Here is a 19,667-nt window from a genome sequence, read left to right as displayed (position 1 = left end):
TCCCCGATCGACCCGAAAGTTTCCCATGAGCCTCCAATGCGGCATCGTGGGCCTGCCCAACGTGGGCAAGTCCACCCTTTTCAACGCGCTGACCAAGGCCGGCATCGCGGCTGAAAACTACCCCTTCTGCACCATCGAGCCCAACACCGGCGTGGTGGAGGTGCCCGATCCGCGCCTGGCCCAGCTGTCGGAGATCGTCAAGCCTGAGCGCGTGGTGCCCGCCATTGTCGAGTTCGTGGACATCGCCGGCCTGGTGGCCGGTGCCAGCACCGGTGAAGGCCTGGGCAACAAGTTTCTTGCGCACATTCGCGAGACCGATGCCATCGTCAACGTGGTGCGCTGCTTTGAAGACCCGAACGTGATCCACGTCGCCAACAAGGTCGATCCGATCGCCGACATCGAGGTCATCCTCACCGAGCTCTGCCTGGCCGATCTGGCCGCCGTCGAGAAGGCCTTGCACCGCGTGCAGAAGACCGCGCGTTCGGGCGACAAGGAATCGATCAAGCTGGTGGCGATCCTGGAGAAATGCCAGGCGGCACTCAACGACACCAAGCCCGTGCGCAGCATCGACTTCAGCAAGGAAGAGTTGCCGCTGCTCAAGCAGTTCTTCCTGATCACGGCCAAGCCGGCCATGTTCGTGGCCAACGTGGCCGAAGATGGTTTCGAGAACAACCCCTTCCTCGACCGCCTGCGCGAATTCGCCGACAAACAGAAAGTGCCCGTGGTCGCCATCTGCGCCAAGATCGAAGCCGAGCTGTCGGAGATGGACGACGCCGACCGGCTGGAATTCCTCAAGGAGTTGGGCCAGGACGAACCGGGCCTGAACCGCCTGATCCGCGCCGCCTACAAGCTGCTGGGCCTGCAGACCTACTTCACCGCCGGGGTGAAGGAAGTGCGCGCCTGGACCATCCACGTGGGCGACACCGGCCCGCAGGCCGCGGGCGTGATCCACACCGACTTCGAGAAGGGTTACATCCGCGCCCAGACCATCGCCTTTGACGACTTCATCACCTACAAGGGCGAACAGGGCGCCAAGGACGCCGGCAAGATGCGCGCCGAAGGCAAGGAATACGTCGTCAAGGATGGCGACGTGATGAACTTCCTGTTCTCGTCCTGAACGCGCCCATGTCCGATACCGGCCGGTCCGAACCCCAGCGCCTGGCCAAACGCCTGGCCGCACAGCTGCCCTGTTCGCGCAGCGATGCCGAACGCTACATCGCCGGGGGCTGGGTGCGCGTGGACGGCGCGGTGGTCGAGGAACCCATGGCGCGGGTGCACGACGGCCAGACCGTGGCGCTGGACCCCAAGGCCAAGCTGGAGTCGCTGGACTCCGTGACGCTGATCTGGCACAAACCCGCGGGCCGCGCGTTGCCGGAAGGTTCGCCCCTGCCCGATGCGCTGGCGGCCGAACTGTTCACCAACGCCAACCGGTTCAAGGGCGACCGATCGGGCGTGCGCCCGCTCAAGGCCCACCGCCACAAGCTGCTGCCCGTGGCCCCGTTGTCCACCCCCATGAGCGGCCTGATGGTGTTCACCCAGAACCCCGGCGTGGCGCGCAAGATCTCGGACGAATCGGCGCAGCTCGAACACGAGTGGCTGGTGGAGGTGGCCGCCGATCCCGAACTGGATGACGAAGCCCGGCGCGCAGCGGTGTTGAAGTCGATCGGCAAGGCCCTGTTTTTCGACGGCTGGAGCGTTCCCTCGGCGCGCGCCAGCTGGCAGAGCGAACACCGCCTGCGCCTGGCCATCAAGGGCACGCGGCCCGGTCAGGTGGAGCACCTGTGTGAACGGGCGGGCCTGCGGCTGGTGGCGGTCCGGCGTCTGCGCATGGGCCGGGTCGCCCTCACGGGGTTGCCGGTCGGTGAGTGGCGTTACCTGCTGGGTTACGAACGCTTCTGAGCCCGAGCGGCCCCCACGCTCAGGGCCATCGCGAGGACCAGCACCACCAGACCCACCTGGTGCAGGCGCAGCATGTGCCCTTGTGCGATCAGGAGGCCACCCAGTGCTGCGCCCAGCGCCTGTCCGCCGTACATGGCGGAGGTGTTGAGCGCGACCGTGGCCGGAGCCAGTGCTGGCGAGAGGTGGACCAGACGGGCCTGCTGCGCCGAGTTGCAGGCGAAGCAGCCCAGTGCCCAGGGCACCAGCACCAGCGCCTGTTGCCAGATGCCCGCCTGACCCAGCGGCCAGAGCAGCAGCGTCAGCACCATGGCGCCGAGCGTGAGCAGCACGGCGCGCGGTGCACCGATGCGGTCGATCCAGCGCGAAAGGCCCACGTTGCCGGCCAGGCCGAAGGCCCCGAACCACAGGAACATCAGCGAGAGCGCACCGCCGCCCAGGCCGAGGGTCTGGAAAAAGTAGGGTGCGAAGTACGAAAACAGCGTGAACTGGCCGAAGGCCGAGAGCAGAGTGACGCCCACGGCGAGCATGAGCGGCGCCGAACCCAGGGTCTGCCCCCAGGCCTGGCGCGACAGCGCCGCCGGGCGGATGCCGTTGGGCATTTCGCGCCACACCCAGGCCGCGCTGGCCAGCGACATCAAGGCCACCAGGCCAAACGCCCAGCGCCAGCCCAGCGTGCCGCCGATCCAGGCCGAGAGCGGCATGCCCATGACTGAAGCCACCGACCAGCCCAGGAACACGAAGGTGATGGCGCGACCGCGCTGGGCCGGTGACACCAGCAGGCCCACGCTGGCGGCAGCCTGTGGGGTGAAGATGGCGGGTGCGATGACGGCGAGCACGCGCAGCGGCAACAGCGTGGCGTAGTTCGGCGCCAGCGCGCAGATGCCGGTCAGCAGGGCGTACCACGCCAACGAGAGCGTGAGCAGCCGGCGGCGGTCCCAGCCCGCCACCAGCGTGGCGAAAGCGGGCGCGCCCAGGCCCATCAGGATGGCGGCTGCGGTGATGAGTTGACCGGCCTGGGGAATCGACACGTCCAGCGAGGTGCTGATGTCGTTGAGCGTGCCCGGCACCACCATGACCCCGGTGCCGATGACGAAGTTGCCCATCATCAACGCCCACAGCGAGCGGGGCAGGGCTTTGTCGGTCGGTGAAATGGTGGGGGTCATGCCGGGCGGAGTGGATTCGCAGCGGCAGAGTATGGGTGGCACGACACAGGCTGCGTCAGAACGGCAGTCCCCCAGGGAACACCCACAGCAGGCCGGCGGTGATCGTGAAATAGCGCGCAAATTTGCCGATCGCCATGTAGCCCAGGCAGGGCCAGAAGGGGAAACGCAGCCAGCCGGCCACCGCGCAGATGGGATCGCCCACGCCGGGCAGCCAGGACAGCAGACAGGTCTTGGGGCCGAAGCGCTCCAGCCAGTCCAGCACACGCACGTGGGTCGGGTGGCCGTGGCGTGCCTTGTCGACCACGCGGTGTGCGCCGTAGCCCATCCACCAGCTGACCGCGCCACCCAGTGTGTTGCCCGCGGTGGCGACCAGGATGGTGGGCCAGAACAGCTCGGGGTTGAGCTTGATCAGTGCAAACACCGCGGGCTCGGAACCCAGTGGCAGAAGCGTGGCCGAAACGAATGCGACCAGAAAGACCGTGCTCAGACCGACTTCGGGCAAGGCCAGCGTGTGCAGCAGTGAAACGATCCAGGCGGGCATGGGCAGGGGGTGAGTTCGTGGAATGCGAGAGCATATCGCCTGCTGAAAAAACAGGCAGATACAATGCCCATCCCCCGCCTGCGAAATGTCCGCACCGCGGTGGCCCCTCCAAACCCGCCATCCGACTCGCCCCTTCCATGCAACTGGGTCCGTTCACCCTGCCCAATGCCCTTTTCGTCGCGCCCATGGCCGGCGTGACGGACCGGCCGTTCCGCAAGCTCTGCAAGCGGCTCGGGGCCGGTTATGCCGTGAGCGAAATGGTGACAAGTCGGCCGGATCTGCAGGACAGCCTGAAGACCTCGCGCCGCGCCGACCACAGCGGCGAGCCCGGGCCCATTGCGGTGCAGATCGCCGGCACCGACGCGGCCATGATGGCCGACGCCGCGCGCTACAACATCGACCGCGGCGCGCAGATCATCGACATCAACATGGGTTGCCCGGCCAAGAAGGTCTGCAACAAGTGGGCCGGTTCCGCGCTGATGCAGGACGAAGCGCTGGCCATCGAGATCGTGCAAGCCGTGGTGGCCGCGGCCGCGCCGCACGGCGTGCCAGTCACCCTCAAGATGCGCACCGGCTGGTGTGCCGACGTGCGCAATGCGCCGGTGATCGCGCTGGCGGCCGAAGCCGCTGGCGTGCAGATGCTGACCGTGCATGGCCGCACCCGCGAGCAGGGCTACAAGGGCTTCGCCGAACACGACACCGTGGCCCATATCAAGAGCCGCGTGAATATTCCGGTGGTGGCCAATGGCGACATCACCAGTCCGCAGCAGGCGCGCGACGTTCTGAAGCGCACCGGCGCCGACGCCATCATGATCGGCCGCGCCGCGCAGGGTCGGCCCTGGATCTTCCGCGAGATCGCTCACTTTCTGGCCACCGGCGAGGTGCTGCCGCCGCCCGACCTGCTGGAAGTGAAGGCCTGGCTGCTTGATCACCTGCAAGACCACTACAGCCTCTACGGCGACTTCACCGGCGTGCGCAGTGCGCGCAAGCACCTGGGGTGGTACGCCGCAGCGCTGCCGATCCCGGCGAGCGAGGCGCAGGCCTTCCGCCAGCGCATCAACGCGCTGACCACGGTCGAGGCGCAGTTGCGGTGTGTGGGCGAAAGCATCGACGCCTGGGCCGCTGCGGGCTATGACGACATGAACCCTCAAGAAGAAAACTGGAAACTGGCCGCATGAGCAACCACAACCTGCACGACTGTGTGCGTGCCAGCCTGGAAGAGTATTTCCGCGACCTCAACGGCACCGACCCCGCCGGCCTGCACGACATGCTGGTCAAGGCGGTCGAAAAACCGCTGCTCGAAGTCGTGATGCAGCAGTCACAGAACAACCAGTCACGCGCCGCGCAGTGGCTGGGACTGAACCGCAACACCCTGCGCAAGAAGCTGCTGGAGCACAAGCTCATCGATTGAGCACCTGCGTCCTTGCACGAATCGAATTCAAAACCTCCCCGAGACCCCTTCCCATGCGAGCACTCATCTCCGTCTCCGACAAGACCGGCATCGTCGAACTGGCCCAGACCCTGCACGGTCTCGGCGTGTCCCTCATCTCCACCGGCGGCACCGCCAAGCTGCTGGCGGAGAAAGGCCTTCCCGTCACCGAAGTGGCCGAGGTCACGGCCTTCCCCGAGATGCTCGATGGCCGCGTCAAGACCCTGCACCCCAAGGTGCACGGCGGCCTGCTGGCGCGCCGCGATGTGCCCGAGCACATGGCCGCTTTGAAGACGCACGGTATCGACACCATCGACCTGCTGATCGTCAATCTCTACCCGTTTGAAGCCACGGTGGCCAAGCCCGGCTGCACGCTGGAAGACGCGATCGAGAACATCGACATCGGCGGCCCTGCCATGGTGCGCAGTGCGGCCAAGAACTGGAAGGATGTGGCGGTGCTGACCGATGCGGCCCAGTACCCGGCCGTGATCGATGAACTCAAGGCCAGCGGCAAGCTGAGTGACAAGACGCGCTTCGCCCTGTCGGTCGCCGCGTTCAACCGCATTAGCCAGTACGACGGCGCGATCAGCGACTACCTCTCCAGCATCGAATTCGAAGAAGGCGCCAGCGTGCCCAAGCGCGCCGAATACCCCGGCCAGTCCAACGGCCGTTTCGTCAAGCTGCAGGACCTGCGTTACGGCGAGAACCCGCACCAGACCGCCGCCTTCTACCGCGACCTGTACCCGGCTCCGGGCTCGCTGGTCACGGCCAAGCAGTTGCAGGGCAAGGAACTGAGCTACAACAACATTGCCGACGCCGACGCGGCCTGGGAATGCGTCAAGAGCTTCGACGTGCCCGCCTGCGTGATCGTGAAACACGCCAACCCCTGTGGCGTGGCCGTGGGCAAGGATGCGCTGGAGGCCTACAGCAAGGCCTTCCAGACCGATCCGACCAGTGCCTTTGGCGGCATCATCGCGCTGAACCGTGTGCTCGACGGTGCCGGCGCACAGGCCATCAGCAAGCAGTTCGTCGAGGTGCTGATGGCGCCGGGCTACACGCCCGAAGCGCTGGAAGTCTTCAAGGCCAAGGCCAATGTGCGCGTGCTGCAAATCGCGCTGCCGCCGGGCGGTCCCACCGCGTGGGACAAGGGCCTGAACCTCAACGACGTGAAGCGCATCGGCTCGGGCCTGCTGATGCAGAGCGCCGACAACCACGTGCTGCAACGCGCCGACCTGAAGGTGGTCACCAAGCTGCAGCCGACGGAGCAGCAGCTGGAAGACCTGCTGTTTGCCTGGAAGGTGGCGAAATTCGTGAAGTCCAACGCCATCGTGTTCTGCAAGGACGGCATGACCATGGGCGTGGGCGCCGGCCAGATGAGCCGCCTCGATTCGGCCCGCATCGCCAGCATCAAGGCGGGTCACGCGAACCTGACGCTGCAGGGCACCGCGGTGGCGAGCGATGCGTTCTTCCCGTTCCGCGACGGTCTGGACGTGGTGGTGGATGCGGGTGCGACCTGCGTCATTCAACCGGGTGGCTCGATGCGCGATCAGGAAGTGATCGATGCGGCGGATGAGCGCGGTGTGGTGATGGTCTATTCGGGCGTGCGCCACTTCCGTCACTGATTTTCTGACGCCCTCTCTCCGAGGGGAGCGGGTTGTGGCGAGGGCTCTTTGGAGCCCTTTTCTTTTTCTTCGGCAGTTTCTCTCGGATGCAGTTCCTCGCCTGCATGGTGGGAGGGCAGGGGGTCGGGGCATCCGTTCTCCGGCTCACCTCGCGGGCGTCTGTAGGGGGCCGCTTTGATTTCCTCGTGAACCCTGAACCGGTACTCACCCTCGGTTGCCTCAGAACGTGCGCGCCAGCAGCGCCGTTGAAGAGCTGAAGCAGGCGCACCAGAGGCAGCCGCCCGCGAGGTGAGCCGGAGAACGACAGCTCCACCATCCACCTGGCGCGAGGTGCTGGCGGGAAATGCAACGAATGCAAACAAAACGGCCGGACAAAGCCGGCCGTTTGGATGCAAGGACGTAGCGCTTACTTGCCCAGCAGCTTGAAAACGTCCCGCGCAGCCGAAACGGTATCGGCAATGTCCTGCGCCGTGTGCGCCGCGCTCACGAACCCGGCTTCGTACAAGGCCGGGGCGATGTACACGCCGCGGTCCAGCAGACCGTGGAACAGGGTGTTGAAGGTGGGTCCGTCGGTCGTCATGACCTTCGCGTAGTTCTGCGGCAGTTCATCGAACAGGAAGAAGCCGAACATGCCGCCCTGGCTGTCGCCACACAGGGTCACGCCTTCGGCCGCCGCGGCGGAGGTCAGGCCACTCACCAGCGACTGCGTGGTCGCCGACAGCGCTTCATAGAACCCGGGCTTCTGGATTTCCTTCAGCGTCGCCAGACCGCAGGCCGTGGCCACCGGGTTGCCACTCAGCGTGCCGGCCTGGTAAACGCCGCCCAGCGGGGCCAGCTGTTCCATCACCGCGCGCTTGGCGCCAAAAGCCGCCAGCGGCATGCCGCCGCCGATCACCTTGCCCATCACCGTCATATCGGGTTCGAAGCCGGGGATCAGTTTTGCGTACACACTCTGCGCGCCACCGAGCGCGACGCGGAAACCCGTCATCACCTCGTCGAAGGCCAGCAGCGCGCCGTGTTGCGTGCACAGCTCGCGGCAGCGCTTCATGAACGGCACGCTGGCGCGCACGAAGTTCATGTTGCCCGCGATCGGTTCGATGATCAGGCAGGCGACGTCAGGACCGTGTTCGACGAAGGCGGCTTCGAGTTGTTCGAGGTTGTTGTACTCCAGCACGATGGTGTGCTGCACCACCTCGGGCGGCACGCCCGCGCTCGTGGGATTGCCGAAGGTGGCCAGGCCGGAGCCGGCTTTCACCAGCAACGCGTCGGCGTGGCCGTGGTAGCAGCCCTCGAACTTGATGATCTTCTTGCGGCCTGTGGCGCCGCGTGCCAGGCGGATGGTGCTCATGCCGGCCTCGGTGCCCGAACTCACCAGGCGCACCATGTCGATGCTGGGCACCAGCTTGATGATCTCTTCGGCCAGCTCGACTTCACGCTCGGTTGGCGCGCCATACGAGAAACCTTCCAGTACGGCCTTCTGCACCGCTTCCACCACCGTCGGGTGGCCATGACCCAGGATCATCGGACCCCAGGAGCCGATGTAGTCGATGTACTTCTGGCCGTTGGCGTCCCAGAAATACGCGCCTTGCGCGCGCTGCACGAAACGCGGCGTGCCGCCCACGGCGCGGAACGCGCGCACGGGCGAGTTCACGCCACCGGGGATCAGGGCTTTGGCGCGGTCAAACAGTTCTTGGTTGCGGTCGGTCATGGTGCTGGTTCAATGTCTTGTTGTGTCGAGGGGGAAATCGTCGGCGTCCAGCGTGCTGTCGGATGAGCTGTCGGCTGCGCCCGCCTCGTCTTCACCGTCGTCATCGTGGGCCCAGAACAGGCGGTCCGGCACGGCATGGCCCATGCCCGGCTGGAAGCCGGCATCCAGGCACTGGTCCAGGTAGGTGAGCGCTTCGGCGCAAGCCGATTGCAGGTCGGAGCCGCCCGCGATCAGGGCGCACAGCGCCGCTGACAGGGTGTCGCCGGCGCCGCTGAACGTGGCTTCGAAACGCTCGTAGCGCGCTGTGGCCAGCACCGTCTCCGGGCTGGCGAGGTGGCTTTCCAGGTATTGATCGGCGGCGTTGAATCCGGTCACCAGCGTGTAGGGCACACCGTGCACCGCGGCGGCCCGCGCCACCTCGCGCGGGTTGGGCGCGCGATCGCCTTCCCATTCCGGCAGCAGCCAGCGGCACAGGGTACTGTGGTTGCCGACCAACACCGTGGTCTGGGGCAGCAACAATTCGGCGCAGGCATCCAGGTAGGTTTCGATGGCCATGTCGTCCCACCAGGACAGGTCGGGCATGTAGGTGATCACCGGCACTTCGGCGTAGTCGGTGGTGATGGCCGCGATCGCGCTCAGGTTCTCCGGGCTGCCCACGAAACCGACCTTGAATGCGAGCACTGGCATGTCTTCCAGGGCACAACGCGCCTGATCGGTCACGGCTTCTTCGTCGAAAGCGATGTGGTCGTGGATCTCGGAGGTGTCGCGCACATAGGCGCCGGTGACCACGGACATGACATGGACCGAGGCACTGGACATGGCGGTCAGGTCCGCGCTCAGGCCGCCCGCGCCGCTGGGGTCGTTGGCGTTGAAAACCATCACGCAGGGCAAGGACGCTTCGCCAGACGCGGCGGCTTCGGTCAGGGACTCGGGGGTGTCGGGCATGGAGGTGGACAGGGTGTTCTGGGCGGGTTGCGCAAGGGCCGGCAGGCGGCTGTGCCCATCATGGAAGCGGGTGGCCAAGGCCCGACGGCAGCTTCATGTGGCTCGATACAATGATTGCATTCTAAGACAATGCCCCCTATAACCATGACCGAAACCAAGACTTGGATGTGCCTGATTTGCGGCTGGATCTACGACGAGGCGGCAGGGTCGCCCGAACATGGCATCGCGCCAGGAACACCCTGGACACAGGTTCCGATGAACTGGACCTGCCCCGAATGCGGTGCCCGCAAGGAAGATTTCGAAATGGTGCAAATCTGAGGTTTGCGCTTGGCCCGTTCCGACCGGTCGGGCTCTGAGGTTTCTGCGTCCCCCTGACACGTTTTCTGGAGCCCATCACCGTGAGTACGACGCCTGTGCTGAAAGTTCTGGTGGTCGATGACAGCAACACCATCCGCCGCAGCGCGGAAATCTTCCTCAAGCAGGGTGGCCACGAGGTGCTGCTGGCCGAAGATGGTTTTGATGCTCTGGCCAAGATCAACGATTACCAGCCCGACCTGGTGTTCTGCGACATCCTCATGCCGCGTCTGGACGGCTACCAGACCTGTGCCATCATCAAGCGCAATGCCCGTTTTGCCAGTATTCCCGTGGTCATGCTGTCTTCCAAGGATGGCGTGTTCGACAAGGCGCGCGGTCGCATGGTCGGTTCGCAGGAATACCTCACCAAGCCCTTCACCAAAGACCAGTTGCTGCAAGCCGTGCAGCAGTTCGGAAACCACCTCACCGGAGCGGCGTGATGCCCATTAAAAAAATTCTCGTTGTGGATGATTCCAAGACCGAACTGATGGTTCTGTCGGACCTGTTGGGAAAAAATGGCTACAGCGTGCGCACCGCCGAGAACGCTGAAGAGGCCTTTCGTCGGTTGAGCGAGGAAAAGCCGGAACTCATTTTGATGGACGTGGTGATGCCCGGTCAGAATGGGTTTCAGTTGACGCGGGCGATCGCACGCGATCCCCAGTACTCCAGCATTCCCATCATCATGTGCACCAGCAAGAATCAGGAAACCGATCGGGTCTGGGGCATGCGTCAGGGCGCACGCGATTACGTGACCAAGCCGGTGAATGCCGAGGAACTGCTGTCCAAGATCCGGGCCCTCGGCTGAGGCCGCCGCACAACGCCAGCGACCGATCCAAACCGAGCACATGGCCAACCGACAGTCACTCAAAGATCTCCAGGAACGTCTGGCCAAGCGCCTGAGCGCCGCCAAGACACAGGCCATCACCGCCTCGTGGCTGGCGGTGGACGTGGGCGGGCAGAAATGCCTGTTTCCGCTTGTTCAGTCGGGCGAGATTTTCCCCTGGACCGTGGTGCAGACCGTGCCCTACACCAAGCCCTGGTATGTGGGCGTGGCCAGCCTGCGTGGGGGTTTGCACGGTGTTGTGGACCTGCTGCAATTGCCCGGGATGGGTGGTGCGGGCACCGCGACCGGCGGTGATCGGGTGTCTTCCGAATCACGCCTGGTGAGCCTGCACAGCGCGCTGGGGGTCAACGCCGTGCTGTGGGTTGATCGCTTGCTGGGTTTGCGCAACCCGTCCACATTCACCGCGCTCGGCGTCCGTCCGCCCGATGCCCCGCCGTACCTGGCGCGTTCTCTGATCGACCGCGACGGGCAGACCTGGCAGGAGTTGGACCTGCAGGTGCTGGCAGCGGAACCCGAATTTTTGGCCATTGCGGCCTGATGTTGGCGTGCAGCTGGCTGCTAACGCGCTGTCCGAGCTTGCTGTTGCCGCCGGTTGCGGCTTTGTTATTTAGTTGGAAGGTTTTTCATGGCCATGCTTGATCGATTCCAGGGGCTGTTCAAGAAGCAGGGCGCGGACGAGCCCGATCTGAGCCACGTCACAGACCAGGAAATGGCCGAACTCGCAGCGGCCCGGCTGGCGCCGGACCGGTCGGAGGACTTTGCCGAAAGCCGTTTGGCACCCGACGATGACGACCTGGCTTCGGGGGCCGGCCTGGTCTCGCTGCCGCTGTTGGGACGCAAAACGGCCGAGCAGCACCGGCGCAGCCTCGGTACCTTGCTCATCTTTGCGCTGGTGTTGCTGGTGGCGGTGATCTTTTTCGTGTTGAGCCAGACCGAGAAGATCAGCCAGCAGGTGGCTGCGAGCGGTCAGGCGCTGATGCAATCGCAGCGACTGGCCAAGAGCGTGTCCCAGGCCTTGGTGGGAAGCCCTTCCGCGTTCCCTGAAGTGCGCGAGAGTTCCGAGGTGCTTTCACGCAACATGCGCGGGTTCAAGGAGGGCGACGCGGAGCTGTCGATCGATGCCCTGGGTGCGGCGTACGCCGAACAGCTGGCCGAACTGACGCCCAAGGTCGATGCCGCCATGAGCAACGCCTCGACCGTGCTGGCCCAGCAGGCCATCCTGACCCAGGTGGGCGATTCGCTGCGTTCGATCAACCGCCAGTCTTCGGATCTGCTGGAAATCGCCGAAACGATTTCGGCGCTCAAGCTGGAGCGCAACGCGCCGGCCAACGACATCTCTGCGGCCGGTCAGCTCGTGATGCTGACCCAGCGCATCGGCAAATCAGCCAACGAATTTCTGACGCTGGAGGGTGTGAGTCCCGAGGCGGTGTTCCTGCTCGGCAAGGACCTGAACACCTTCAAGGAAATCGCCGACGCGTTGCTCAACGGGAGCGACGAGTTGCGCCTTAAAGCCACCAGCGATACGCAGATTCGCGAGCGTCTGGAAGCGCTGCTCAAGATGTATGACCAGACCCGCACCGAAGCGGCGGCCATTCTGGGCAACCTGCAGGGTCTGGCTTCGGCGCGTGAAGCCCAGGCGAGCATCATTGCCGACAGCGAACCGTTGCGCATCGGACTGCAAAAACTCCAGGGCGATCTCTCGGCCCGTGCGGGACTGGGTGGCCGCGAGCTGGCGGCGTTGCTGGCGAGTGCCTTGTTTGCCTTGCTTTGCGGTGGCGGACTGGCCTATGTGCAGCTGCAGGAAAGCCGCCAGAGCCAGTTGACGGCCGAAAGCCAGCGGATCGCAGCCGAGTCGCAGGAGCAGGACGCCAAGCGGGTGAACGACGCCAACCAGGCCGCCATTCTTCGACTGATGAACGAGCTGCAGACGGTGGCCGAAGGCGACCTGACGCAGGAAGCCACGGTGACGGAAGACATCACCGGCGCCATCGCCGACTCGGTGAACTACACGGTGGAAGAACTGCGCTCCCTGGTGGGCAACGTGCAAGCCACGGCGACCCGCGTGGCGCAAACCACCTCGGCGGTGGAGAGCACCTCCACCGAACTGCTGGCCGCATCCAACGAACAGCTGCGCGAGATTCGCGAAACCGGCCAGTCGGTGGTGGACATGGCGCAGCGCATCAACCAGGTGTCGGGCCAGGCGCAGGAGTCGGCCTCGGTGGCCCGCGTCTCTCTGCAGGCCGCCGAACAGGGTCTGCAGGCCGTGCAGGACGCCATCGGCGGTATGAACGCCATCCGCGACCAGATCCAGGAAACTTCCAAGCGCATCAAGCGTCTCGGCGAATCGTCGCAGGAGATCGGTGAAATCACCGAACTGATCTCGGACATTACCGAACAGACCAACGTGCTGGCCCTGAACGCCGCCATCCAGGCCGCATCCGCCGGTGAAGCCGGTCGCGGCTTTTCGGTGGTGGCCGAAGAAGTGCAGCGCCTGGCCGAACGCTCCGCAGACGCCACGCGCCAGATCGCGGCGCTGGTGAAGGCGATTCAGACCGACACCCAAGATGCGGTGGCCGCCATGGAGCGCTCCACCCAGGGTGTGGTCGAAGGGGCCAAGCTGTCCGACAACGCCGGTACCGCGCTGTCCGAGATCGACCGTGTGTCGCGCCGCCTGGCCGAGCTGATCGAACAGATTTCGGATGCAGCATCCCGCGAAGCCGAATCGGCCAACGAAGTGGCCGGCAACATCCAGCACATTTTTGCCGTGACCGAGCAGACCGGTGAAGGCACGCGTTCGACCGCGCAACAGGTGCGCGAACTCTCGGCCATGGCCGAAGAACTGCGCCAGTCGGTGTCCCGTTTCAAGATCGCCTGACCGACAGGTCGGGTCTTCATTCCCCTACATCGCCATGCTCGACACCACCACCGACAGTTTGCCGACGGACGCACCGCTCGCCGACCTCGGTCCGCTCGCCTGGGTGTTCGACGAATTGCGCAAGTCGCTCGACGGGGCCAACAAGGCTGTCAGGCGGTTTGTGCGTGAGTCCGAACAATCGCGGCACAACGATCTGGACGCGGTCGATCCGGGCTCTCTGCGCCTGGCCCGCCAGCAATTGCACCAGGCCGTGGGTGCCCTGGAGATGGTGGGGCTGGTGTCTCCCGCGCAGGTGCTCAGGGGCATGGAAGCCGCCGTGCAGCGCTTTGTGCAGCGTCCCCAGACCTGCACCGAAGCCGCTGCCGCCAAGGTGGAGCGCGCGGGTTTTGCGCTGATGGAATACCTCCAGGCGGTGTTGAGCAACAAGCCGATGCAACCCATGGCCTTGTTCCCCCAGTACCGGGACGTGCAGGAACTGGCCGCGGCAGAGCGGGTACATCCCGCCGACCTCTGGCCGTTTGAACGGCTGGCGAACAACATGGCCCCGCCAGAGGGTTCCAAGGCCCTGTTGCCGGATCCCCAGCTGCGCTCGATGTTTGATCGTCTGGTTCTTCTGGTGGTCAAGACCCACAGCCACGCTGCCGCACAACAACTCGCGCGCCTGAGTGCGGGCCTCTCGGCCGGCGCCGCCGTGCCCCGGGTGTGCACCTTCTGGCGCGTGGCGGCGGGCTATTTTGAAGCCGTGGCACACGATCTGCTGCCCTCGGATGTGTATGTCAAACGGGCAGCTTCTCGCATCCTGTTGCAGTTCGCCGGGTTGGCGCAGACGGGCAAGCCGTCCGAAGTGTCCGAGACCCTGCTGCGCGACCTGCTTTTTTTCTGTGCCCAGAGCCTGCCGGTGGACGGGGGCAAGACGCTTTATCTGAGCGCCGTGCGACAGGCATTTGGCTTGACCGACGCGGCGCCGGTTGACTACGCGCTGGCCTCCCTCGGGCAGTTTGACCCTGCGGTGCTGGTGCAGGCGCGCAAGCGCATTGGTGCGGCCAAGGAGTCGTGGTCGCTGTTTTCCGGTGGCGATGCCAACCGGGCACGGCAGGTGGTGGATCAATTCGGCCTGATCGGCGACTCCTTGCTCAAGCTGCACCCCGCCAGCACCGTGCTGGCCCAGGTGCTGGTCAAGGCGGTGGAGCAGGCGGCGCGTGGACAAGCCGGTGTGATGCGCCCTGAACTCTCGATGGAGGTGGCCACCACGACGCTGTACCTTGAGGCCGCGTTTGAAGATTTTGATCCCAGCGATGAAGAGTTCACGGAGCGCTCCCATGCGCTTGCGGCGAGGCTGGAAAGCGTTCTCGGAGGCGCACCGGCGGAACCCCTGGACGCCTGGATGGAGCAGCTCTACCGCCGGGTGAGCGACCGGCAGACCATGGGCAGCGTGGTGGGTGAGCTCAAGGTCTCCCTGGGTGAGGCCGAAAAATCGCTGGACCAGTTTTTCCGCATGCCTCGCGAAAAGGCCTGCCTCCATGTGGCGGTTTCACAGCTTGCCCAGATGCGTGGCGTGCTGTCGGTACTCGGGCTGGATCAGGCGGTGCTGGCGGTGAGCCGCATGCGCACCGCCGTTGAACAGATTTTGGATACCGAGGTCGATGAAGCCATGGCCCGCGAGGCGGGTACGTTCCAGCACCTGGGCGACAACCTCAGCGCCTTGAGCTTCCTGGTCGACATGCTCAACTACCAGCCCGCGCTGGCCAAAAAGCTGTTCGTCTTTGACGAAGAGTCGGGTGAGTTGCGTCCGGTCATGGGGCGCACGGCGAATCCCTTGCCGTCAGCGATGACCGACGAAGTCCAGGCCATCAGCGCCGGCGTGATTCGGGTGATGGAGGGTGCGCAGGGCGACGTCAATCTGGCCGATCTGAGCCAGCAGCTCGACACCCTGGCCGATCAGGCCCAGCTGGCAGAACAGACCGGCGTGGCGCGCGCCGCGCGCGAAGCCGCGCAGGCCGTGATCAACCACGATGCCCAGGCGGGTGCGCAGGCGCTGGTCGGACTGTCACAGGTGGCGATGCCCGCGTCCGCTGCTGAGCCGGCACAGCCGGCCCAGGACAACGACGACGAAGACCTGCTCGACATCTTCCTGGAGGAAGCACGCGAGGTGGTGGTCAATGGACTGGACGCGGTGCGTCAGTTGCAGGCGCATCCGGGTGAGCTGGAGCAGCTCACGACCTTGCGCCGTGCCTTTCACACCCTCAAGGGCAGTTCGCGCATGGTGGGCCTGGCCGAATATGGCGAGGCCGCCTGGGCGATGGAGCAGTTGTTCAACGCGGTCCTGGCGGAGCAACGCCCCGCTGCCGCCGGGCTGCTGACACTGGCGAAAGACGCCATGGAGGCGTTCGACCGCTGGGTGGACGCGATCGAGGCACGCGCCGCCGACGAGTGGAAAGCCGAACCGTTCATCCGCAGCGCGCAAGCCTGGCGCGACCAGACGCAATACCTGCCGCTGGCCTTGGCCAGTGCTGTGGCCGAGTCGGTGGCCATGCAGGTCGAGCCCGAACAGGAGGCTGCTCACACCGTGACCGAGGTGGATTGGGATCAACCCGAAGCGGTCGATGAAGCGCCACGCGATTTTGCCGAAACGTCCTCTGCCGAACTCGACTTTAGCCAGGAACCAGAACCCTCGATGAAGGGCGTCGAGGTGTCGTCGCCCATGTTGTCCGACATCGATTTCGACAGCCTCGCCCTGGTGTCATCGAAGGCCCAGGCGCCGGATGCTGCCGAAGGGGCGGCGGAGCCGGATGACCGCGCAGAACACCCCGCCGCGGACGTGTCGTCCATGTTCGACGACATTTCGCTCGATCTGGACGACCTGTCGGCGATGGACGATGCTGCGCCACAGGCTGTTGAAACGGCGGCCGGATCAGAGGGAACCGGGGCAGACGCCACCGGGGCGCTCGAGGCGACCGACCAGGTCGACGTGGATGTCTTTGCCACGCCCGAAGCGGCCGATGTGGCGATCGAGGTCGTCGACTTCGAGGACTTTCAAGCCGAACAGCAGGAGCAGGAGCAGGAGCAGGAGCAGGAGTCTGCTCAGGATCTGAGAGACACGACAGACCTGGCCCTGCCCGAGGTGGCACCGGAAGAGGCAGAGCCCGATGCGCCGGTGGCGGACCAGGAGCCGGCGTCGTCGGAAGCCACGCCGCAAGAAGAACCGGGGGCCGATGCCACGACGGACGACATGCCCGATGACCAGACCCGGTTGATCGGACCGCTGCGCATCGGCATCAAGCTCTACAACGTGTACCTGAACGAAGCCGACGAGTGGTCGCGCCGTCTGTGCACCAGCCTTGCCGAGTGGTCGCTGGAGCGCCACGAGCCCGTGCCCGACCAGGCCGAGGCGCTCGCGCACTCGCTGGCGGGCGCTTCCGCCACCGTGGGTTTCCAGCCGCTGTCGGACATTGCCCGCGCACTGGAGCATGCCTTGGGCGCCGTGGCCCTGCACCAGCAGGGTGGGGTGGTTGCCACCGCCGAACAGTCGCAGCTGTTTGTCGATGCCGCCGAAGACATCCGCCGCCTGCTGCACCAGTTCGCTGCGGGCTTCTTCAAGGAGTCCAACGCCGACCTGCTGGCCGCGCTGGACCGGCTGTTGCATGCCCCTGTGCCCAGCACCGAAGGGCTGGACACAGAGCGGCCTTCGCGTTGGGATGCCGAACTGCCGCAAGACGCAGAGCCGGTTATCGACAGCACGGTGGCGCCCGACGATGTGGTGCCGGCCTTTGCACCGCCGGCATTCGAAGCAACGGGTTTTGGCGATCCCGCAACCGTGATCGCGCCCCTGGTCGAAGCCGAGAGCCAGGGACCGGTGCAGGACATCGACGACGACATCGACGCCCTCGACACCATCGACGTGGACCTGTTCCCCATCTTTGCGGATGAGGCACTCGAGCTGCTGCCCCAGCTGGGCGCGGCCCTGCGCCAGTGGGTGGCACGCCCCGAGAACACGAGTGCCCGTGCCGAGGTGCTGCGCAACCTGCACACCCTCAAGGGCAGTGCCCGGCTGGCTGGCGCGCTGCGGCTGGGCGAGATGGCGCACCGCATGGAAACCGAGGCCGAGCGCCTGGGGTCCGAGGTGCAAAACTCGGCCGAGGTCGAGCCCTTGATGGCTTCTTTTGATGCCATCAATGCCCGCTTCGAGTTGTTGCGCCGGACCGACCCCGAAGTGCCCGATGTGGTCCGGCACGCGCCCGAACAGGCGGCCACCGAAGCCCTGTCGGCGCCAGAGCCCGAGTCCGTCGCGCAGCCGGTCGCCCCGGTGGTGGAACCGGTCGACACGGCCAACCTGCCCGGCCTGACAGGTCTGGATTTGCCCAGCGCGCCGAAGGCCGTGCAGGCCCGAGCCGGCGCCGCCGTGCGGGTGCGTCCGGAACTGCTCGACCGCTTGGTCAACCAGGCCGGCGAGGTGATGATCTCCCGCTCGCGCATGGAGTCCGAGCTGGTCACCCTGCGCGGTTCGCTCAAGGACCTGACGGGCAACCTCGACCGTTTGCGCATCCAGTTGCGGGACATCGAGTTGCAGGCCGAGACCCAGATGCAATCGCGTCTGGCACAGGCCCGCGATGCCGACCAGTCGTTTGACCCGCTGGAGTTCGACCGCTTCACCCGCGTGCAGGAACTTACCCGCATGATGGCCGAGTCGGTGAACGACGTGGCCACCGTGCAGCGCAACCTGCAGCGCGCCGTGGAGGCGACCGAAGACGGTCTGGTCGCCCAGGGCCGTCAGACGCGTGAGCTGCAGCGCGACCTGTTGCGCACCCGCATGGTGGAGTTCGAAGGCATTTCCGAGCGCCTGTACCGCGTGGTACGTCAGTCCTCCAAGGAAACCGGCAAACAGGTGCGCCTGGACATCGTCGGTGGCCACATCGAAATGGACCGGGGCATCCTGGACCGGATGACCGCCGCTTTCGAACACCTGCTTCGCAACTGCGTGGTGCACGGTATCGAAGCGCCCGAGGCGCGGCTCGCTGCGGGCAAACCGGCCGAGGGCCGGATCGAGATCCGGTTGGCCCACGAGCTCAACGACGTGTCGCTGGTGTTCCAGGACGATGGCGCCGGGCTGGACCTGGAGCGTTTGCGCGAGAAGGCGCTGTCGCAGGGTTATGTGGTCGCGGGCACCGAGCTTAGTGACGAAGAAGCGGCACAACTGGTCTTCATGCCGGGACTGACCACCGCCAGTGAGGTTTCTTCACTGGCCGGACGCGGCGTCGGCATGGACGTGGTGCGCACCGACGTGGTGGCTCTGGGTGGCCGGGTCGAGACCCGTACCCGGCCGGGCCTCGGTACCGACTTCAAGCTGGTGCTGCCCCTGACCACGGCGGTGACGCAGGTGGTGATGGTGCGCGCGGGTTCGCTCACGCTGGGCGTGCCGTCGAATCTGGTGGAGCTGGTGCGGCGTGTCAGTGCCGATGAACTGGCGCAGTCCTACGCCAAGGGCACTCTGACCGTGGCGGGCGAAGAGGTGCCGTTCTACTGGGCCGGGGCGCTGTTGCAGTCGTCCGTGCGGACGCAGGAAGCCCAGGGGCGCACCTTGCCGGTGGTGATTTTCCGAAGTGCGGCCCAGCGTGTGGCCATGCACGTGGACGAGGTGCTGGGCAACCAGGAAGTGGTGGTCAAGAACCTGGGGCCGCAGCTCTCGCGCCTGCCGGGTCTGGCGGGCATGTCGGTGCTGGCTTCGGGCGCGGTGGCGCTGATCTACAACCCGGTGGCGCTGGCCACGGTGTACGGTCCCCAGGTGCAGGAGTGGGTGTCCAACCAGACGCAGCAGCCGGTACAGGCCGGCACGGAGACGCCGCTGCCGATGGACATGGCGTCGAGCGCCGTGCCGCTGGTGCTGGTGGTCGACGATTCCATCACCGTGCGCCGCGTGACGCAGCGCCTGCTGCAACGCGAAGGCTACCGCGTGTCGCTCGCGGCCGATGGTCTGCAAGCGCTTGAACGCCTGCAGCAGGAGCATCCGACGGTGGTGTTGTCCGACATTGAAATGCCGCGCATGGACGGTTTCGATCTGGTTCGCAACATCCGCAGCGATCCGCGCCTGGCGGCCTTGCCGGTGATCATGATCACGTCGCGCATTGCCGAAAAGCACCGCGAACACGCGCGTGAACTCGGTGTGGACCACTACCTGGGCAAGCCCTACGCGGAAGACGAGCTGCTGGCCCTGATCGGGCACTACGCCAAGGCGGGCATCGAAGCCTGACCGTTCAATAGGCGCTGAACCCGAAGACCCCGGCCACTGCGCC

Annotated in this window: 15 protein-coding genes; 11 read left to right on the top strand and 4 right to left on the bottom strand. The window is 65.6% G+C overall.

The features are described 5' to 3' along the window. Positions 1–25: 25 nt before the first annotated feature. Both ychF and ACN5W5_RS11090 read left to right on the top strand, forming a co-directional pair. Complete coding sequence (gene ychF, locus ACN5W5_RS11095; protein ID WP_420048576.1) at positions 26–1,117, top strand: redox-regulated ATPase YchF; 1,092 nt, start codon at positions 26–28, stop codon at positions 1,115–1,117. An 8-nt stretch (positions 1,118–1,125) separates the two neighbouring features. Continuing rightward, positions 1,126–1,899 (top strand): RNA pseudouridine synthase, encoded by a 774-nt coding sequence (locus ACN5W5_RS11090; RefSeq protein WP_420048575.1) that lies wholly within the window; start codon positions 1,126–1,128, stop codon positions 1,897–1,899. Here ACN5W5_RS11090 and ACN5W5_RS11085 read toward each other — a convergent pair. Both ACN5W5_RS11085 and ACN5W5_RS11080 read right to left on the bottom strand, forming a co-directional pair. Beyond that, positions 1,884–3,062 carry an MFS transporter gene (locus tag ACN5W5_RS11085; protein WP_420048574.1) on the bottom strand — a complete coding sequence of 393 codons (1,179 nt, stop codon included), beginning with the start codon at positions 3,060–3,062 and terminating at the stop codon, positions 1,884–1,886. The two genes, ACN5W5_RS11090 and ACN5W5_RS11085, sit on opposite strands and share 16 nt — an antisense overlap. A 55-nt stretch (positions 3,063–3,117) precedes the next feature. Continuing rightward, entirely contained in the window at positions 3,118–3,603 is a 486-nt protein-coding gene (locus ACN5W5_RS11080) for a YqaA family protein (protein WP_177131965.1), read from the bottom strand. 137 nt (positions 3,604–3,740) lie between these two features. Here ACN5W5_RS11080 and dusB point away from each other — a divergent pair, with 137 nt between their 5' ends. Genes dusB through purH form a run of 3 tightly spaced genes read left to right on the top strand, consistent with a single transcriptional unit; the run spans position 3,741 to position 6,654 of the window. After that, entirely contained in the window at positions 3,741–4,781 is a 1,041-nt protein-coding gene (dusB, locus tag ACN5W5_RS11075) for a tRNA dihydrouridine synthase DusB (RefSeq protein WP_420048573.1), read from the top strand. Continuing rightward, positions 4,778–5,014, top strand: coding sequence for a helix-turn-helix domain-containing protein (locus tag ACN5W5_RS11070; RefSeq protein ID WP_420048572.1), 237 nt, complete (start codon positions 4,778–4,780; stop codon positions 5,012–5,014). The genes dusB and ACN5W5_RS11070 overlap by 4 nt, the downstream gene beginning before the upstream one ends. A gap of 53 nt (positions 5,015–5,067) precedes the next feature. Continuing rightward, positions 5,068–6,654 carry a bifunctional phosphoribosylaminoimidazolecarboxamide formyltransferase/IMP cyclohydrolase gene (gene purH / locus ACN5W5_RS11065; RefSeq protein WP_420048571.1) on the top strand — a complete coding sequence of 529 codons (1,587 nt, stop codon included), beginning with the start codon at positions 5,068–5,070 and terminating at the stop codon, positions 6,652–6,654. A gap of 406 nt (positions 6,655–7,060) precedes the next feature. Here the strand turns inward: purH and hemL are convergent, their stop codons facing one another. Then, positions 7,061–8,362: a glutamate-1-semialdehyde 2,1-aminomutase gene (gene hemL, locus ACN5W5_RS11060; RefSeq protein ID WP_420048570.1), complete on the bottom strand. Its 1,302-nt coding sequence runs from the start codon at positions 8,360–8,362 to the stop codon at positions 7,061–7,063. A 9-nt stretch (positions 8,363–8,371) separates the two neighbouring features. Beyond that, the gene (gene thiD, locus ACN5W5_RS11055) at positions 8,372–9,307 is read right to left on the bottom strand and encodes a bifunctional hydroxymethylpyrimidine kinase/phosphomethylpyrimidine kinase (protein ID WP_420048569.1); all 936 of its coding nucleotides are present in this window, start codon (positions 9,305–9,307) and stop codon (positions 8,372–8,374) included. Between the two features lie 144 nt (positions 9,308–9,451). On the opposite strand from thiD, the gene ACN5W5_RS11050 reads away from it, so the two are divergent. The 6 genes from ACN5W5_RS11050 (at position 9,452) to ACN5W5_RS11025 (ending at position 19,624) form a co-directional block, all read left to right on the top strand. Further along, on the top strand, positions 9,452–9,625 hold the full coding sequence (locus tag ACN5W5_RS11050; protein ID WP_226464978.1) for a rubredoxin: 174 nt from the start codon (positions 9,452–9,454) through the stop codon (positions 9,623–9,625). 74 nt (positions 9,626–9,699) lie between these two features. Further along, positions 9,700–10,101, top strand: a complete 402-nt coding sequence (locus ACN5W5_RS11045) for a response regulator (RefSeq protein ID WP_304923032.1) — start codon at positions 9,700–9,702, stop codon at positions 10,099–10,101. Beyond that, positions 10,101–10,466, top strand: coding sequence for a response regulator transcription factor (locus ACN5W5_RS11040; RefSeq protein WP_420048568.1), 366 nt, complete (start codon positions 10,101–10,103; stop codon positions 10,464–10,466). The genes ACN5W5_RS11045 and ACN5W5_RS11040 overlap by 1 nt, the downstream gene beginning before the upstream one ends. Positions 10,467–10,506: 40 nt before the next feature. Beyond that, complete coding sequence (locus ACN5W5_RS11035; RefSeq protein ID WP_420048567.1) at positions 10,507–11,043, top strand: chemotaxis protein CheW; 537 nt, start codon at positions 10,507–10,509, stop codon at positions 11,041–11,043. Between the two features lie 87 nt (positions 11,044–11,130). Then, complete coding sequence (locus ACN5W5_RS11030; protein WP_420048566.1) at positions 11,131–13,380, top strand: methyl-accepting chemotaxis protein; 2,250 nt, start codon at positions 11,131–11,133, stop codon at positions 13,378–13,380. A gap of 34 nt (positions 13,381–13,414) precedes the next feature. Next, on the top strand, positions 13,415–19,624 hold the full coding sequence (locus ACN5W5_RS11025) for an Hpt domain-containing protein (protein WP_420048565.1): 6,210 nt from the start codon (positions 13,415–13,417) through the stop codon (positions 19,622–19,624). Positions 19,625–19,667: the final 43 nt, after the last annotated feature.

This window comes from Hydrogenophaga sp. ZJX-1, from assembly GCF_048590325.1.
In the GTDB taxonomy this organism is placed as follows: domain Bacteria; phylum Pseudomonadota; class Gammaproteobacteria; order Burkholderiales; family Burkholderiaceae_C; genus Hydrogenophaga.
This window is presented reverse-complemented; position numbering and strand designations above follow the sequence as displayed.

What these genes read in the sequence shown, in the direction of transcription:
- ychF (WP_420048576.1), top strand. Translation starts at nt 26, where the DNA reads ATGAGCCTCCAATGCGGCATCGTGGGCCTGCCCAACGTGGGCAAGTCC.
- ACN5W5_RS11090 (WP_420048575.1), top strand. Translation starts at nt 1,126, where the DNA reads ATGTCCGATACCGGCCGGTCCGAACCCCAGCGCCTGGCCAAACGCCTG.
- ACN5W5_RS11085 (WP_420048574.1), bottom strand. Translation starts at nt 3,062, where the DNA reads ATGACCCCCACCATTTCACCGACCGACAAAGCCCTGCCCCGCTCGCTG.
- ACN5W5_RS11080 (WP_177131965.1), bottom strand. Translation starts at nt 3,603, where the DNA reads ATGCCCGCCTGGATCGTTTCACTGCTGCACACGCTGGCCTTGCCCGAA.
- dusB (WP_420048573.1), top strand. Translation starts at nt 3,741, where the DNA reads ATGCAACTGGGTCCGTTCACCCTGCCCAATGCCCTTTTCGTCGCGCCC.
- ACN5W5_RS11070 (WP_420048572.1), top strand. Translation starts at nt 4,778, where the DNA reads ATGAGCAACCACAACCTGCACGACTGTGTGCGTGCCAGCCTGGAAGAG.
- purH (WP_420048571.1), top strand. Translation starts at nt 5,068, where the DNA reads ATGCGAGCACTCATCTCCGTCTCCGACAAGACCGGCATCGTCGAACTG.
- hemL (WP_420048570.1), bottom strand. Translation starts at nt 8,362, where the DNA reads ATGACCGACCGCAACCAAGAACTGTTTGACCGCGCCAAAGCCCTGATC.
- thiD (WP_420048569.1), bottom strand. Translation starts at nt 9,307, where the DNA reads ATGCCCGACACCCCCGAGTCCCTGACCGAAGCCGCCGCGTCTGGCGAA.
- ACN5W5_RS11050 (WP_226464978.1), top strand. Translation starts at nt 9,452, where the DNA reads ATGACCGAAACCAAGACTTGGATGTGCCTGATTTGCGGCTGGATCTAC.
- ACN5W5_RS11040 (WP_420048568.1), top strand. Translation starts at nt 10,101, where the DNA reads ATGCCCATTAAAAAAATTCTCGTTGTGGATGATTCCAAGACCGAACTG.
- ACN5W5_RS11035 (WP_420048567.1), top strand. Translation starts at nt 10,507, where the DNA reads ATGGCCAACCGACAGTCACTCAAAGATCTCCAGGAACGTCTGGCCAAG.
- ACN5W5_RS11030 (WP_420048566.1), top strand. Translation starts at nt 11,131, where the DNA reads ATGGCCATGCTTGATCGATTCCAGGGGCTGTTCAAGAAGCAGGGCGCG.
- ACN5W5_RS11025 (WP_420048565.1), top strand. Translation starts at nt 13,415, where the DNA reads ATGCTCGACACCACCACCGACAGTTTGCCGACGGACGCACCGCTCGCC.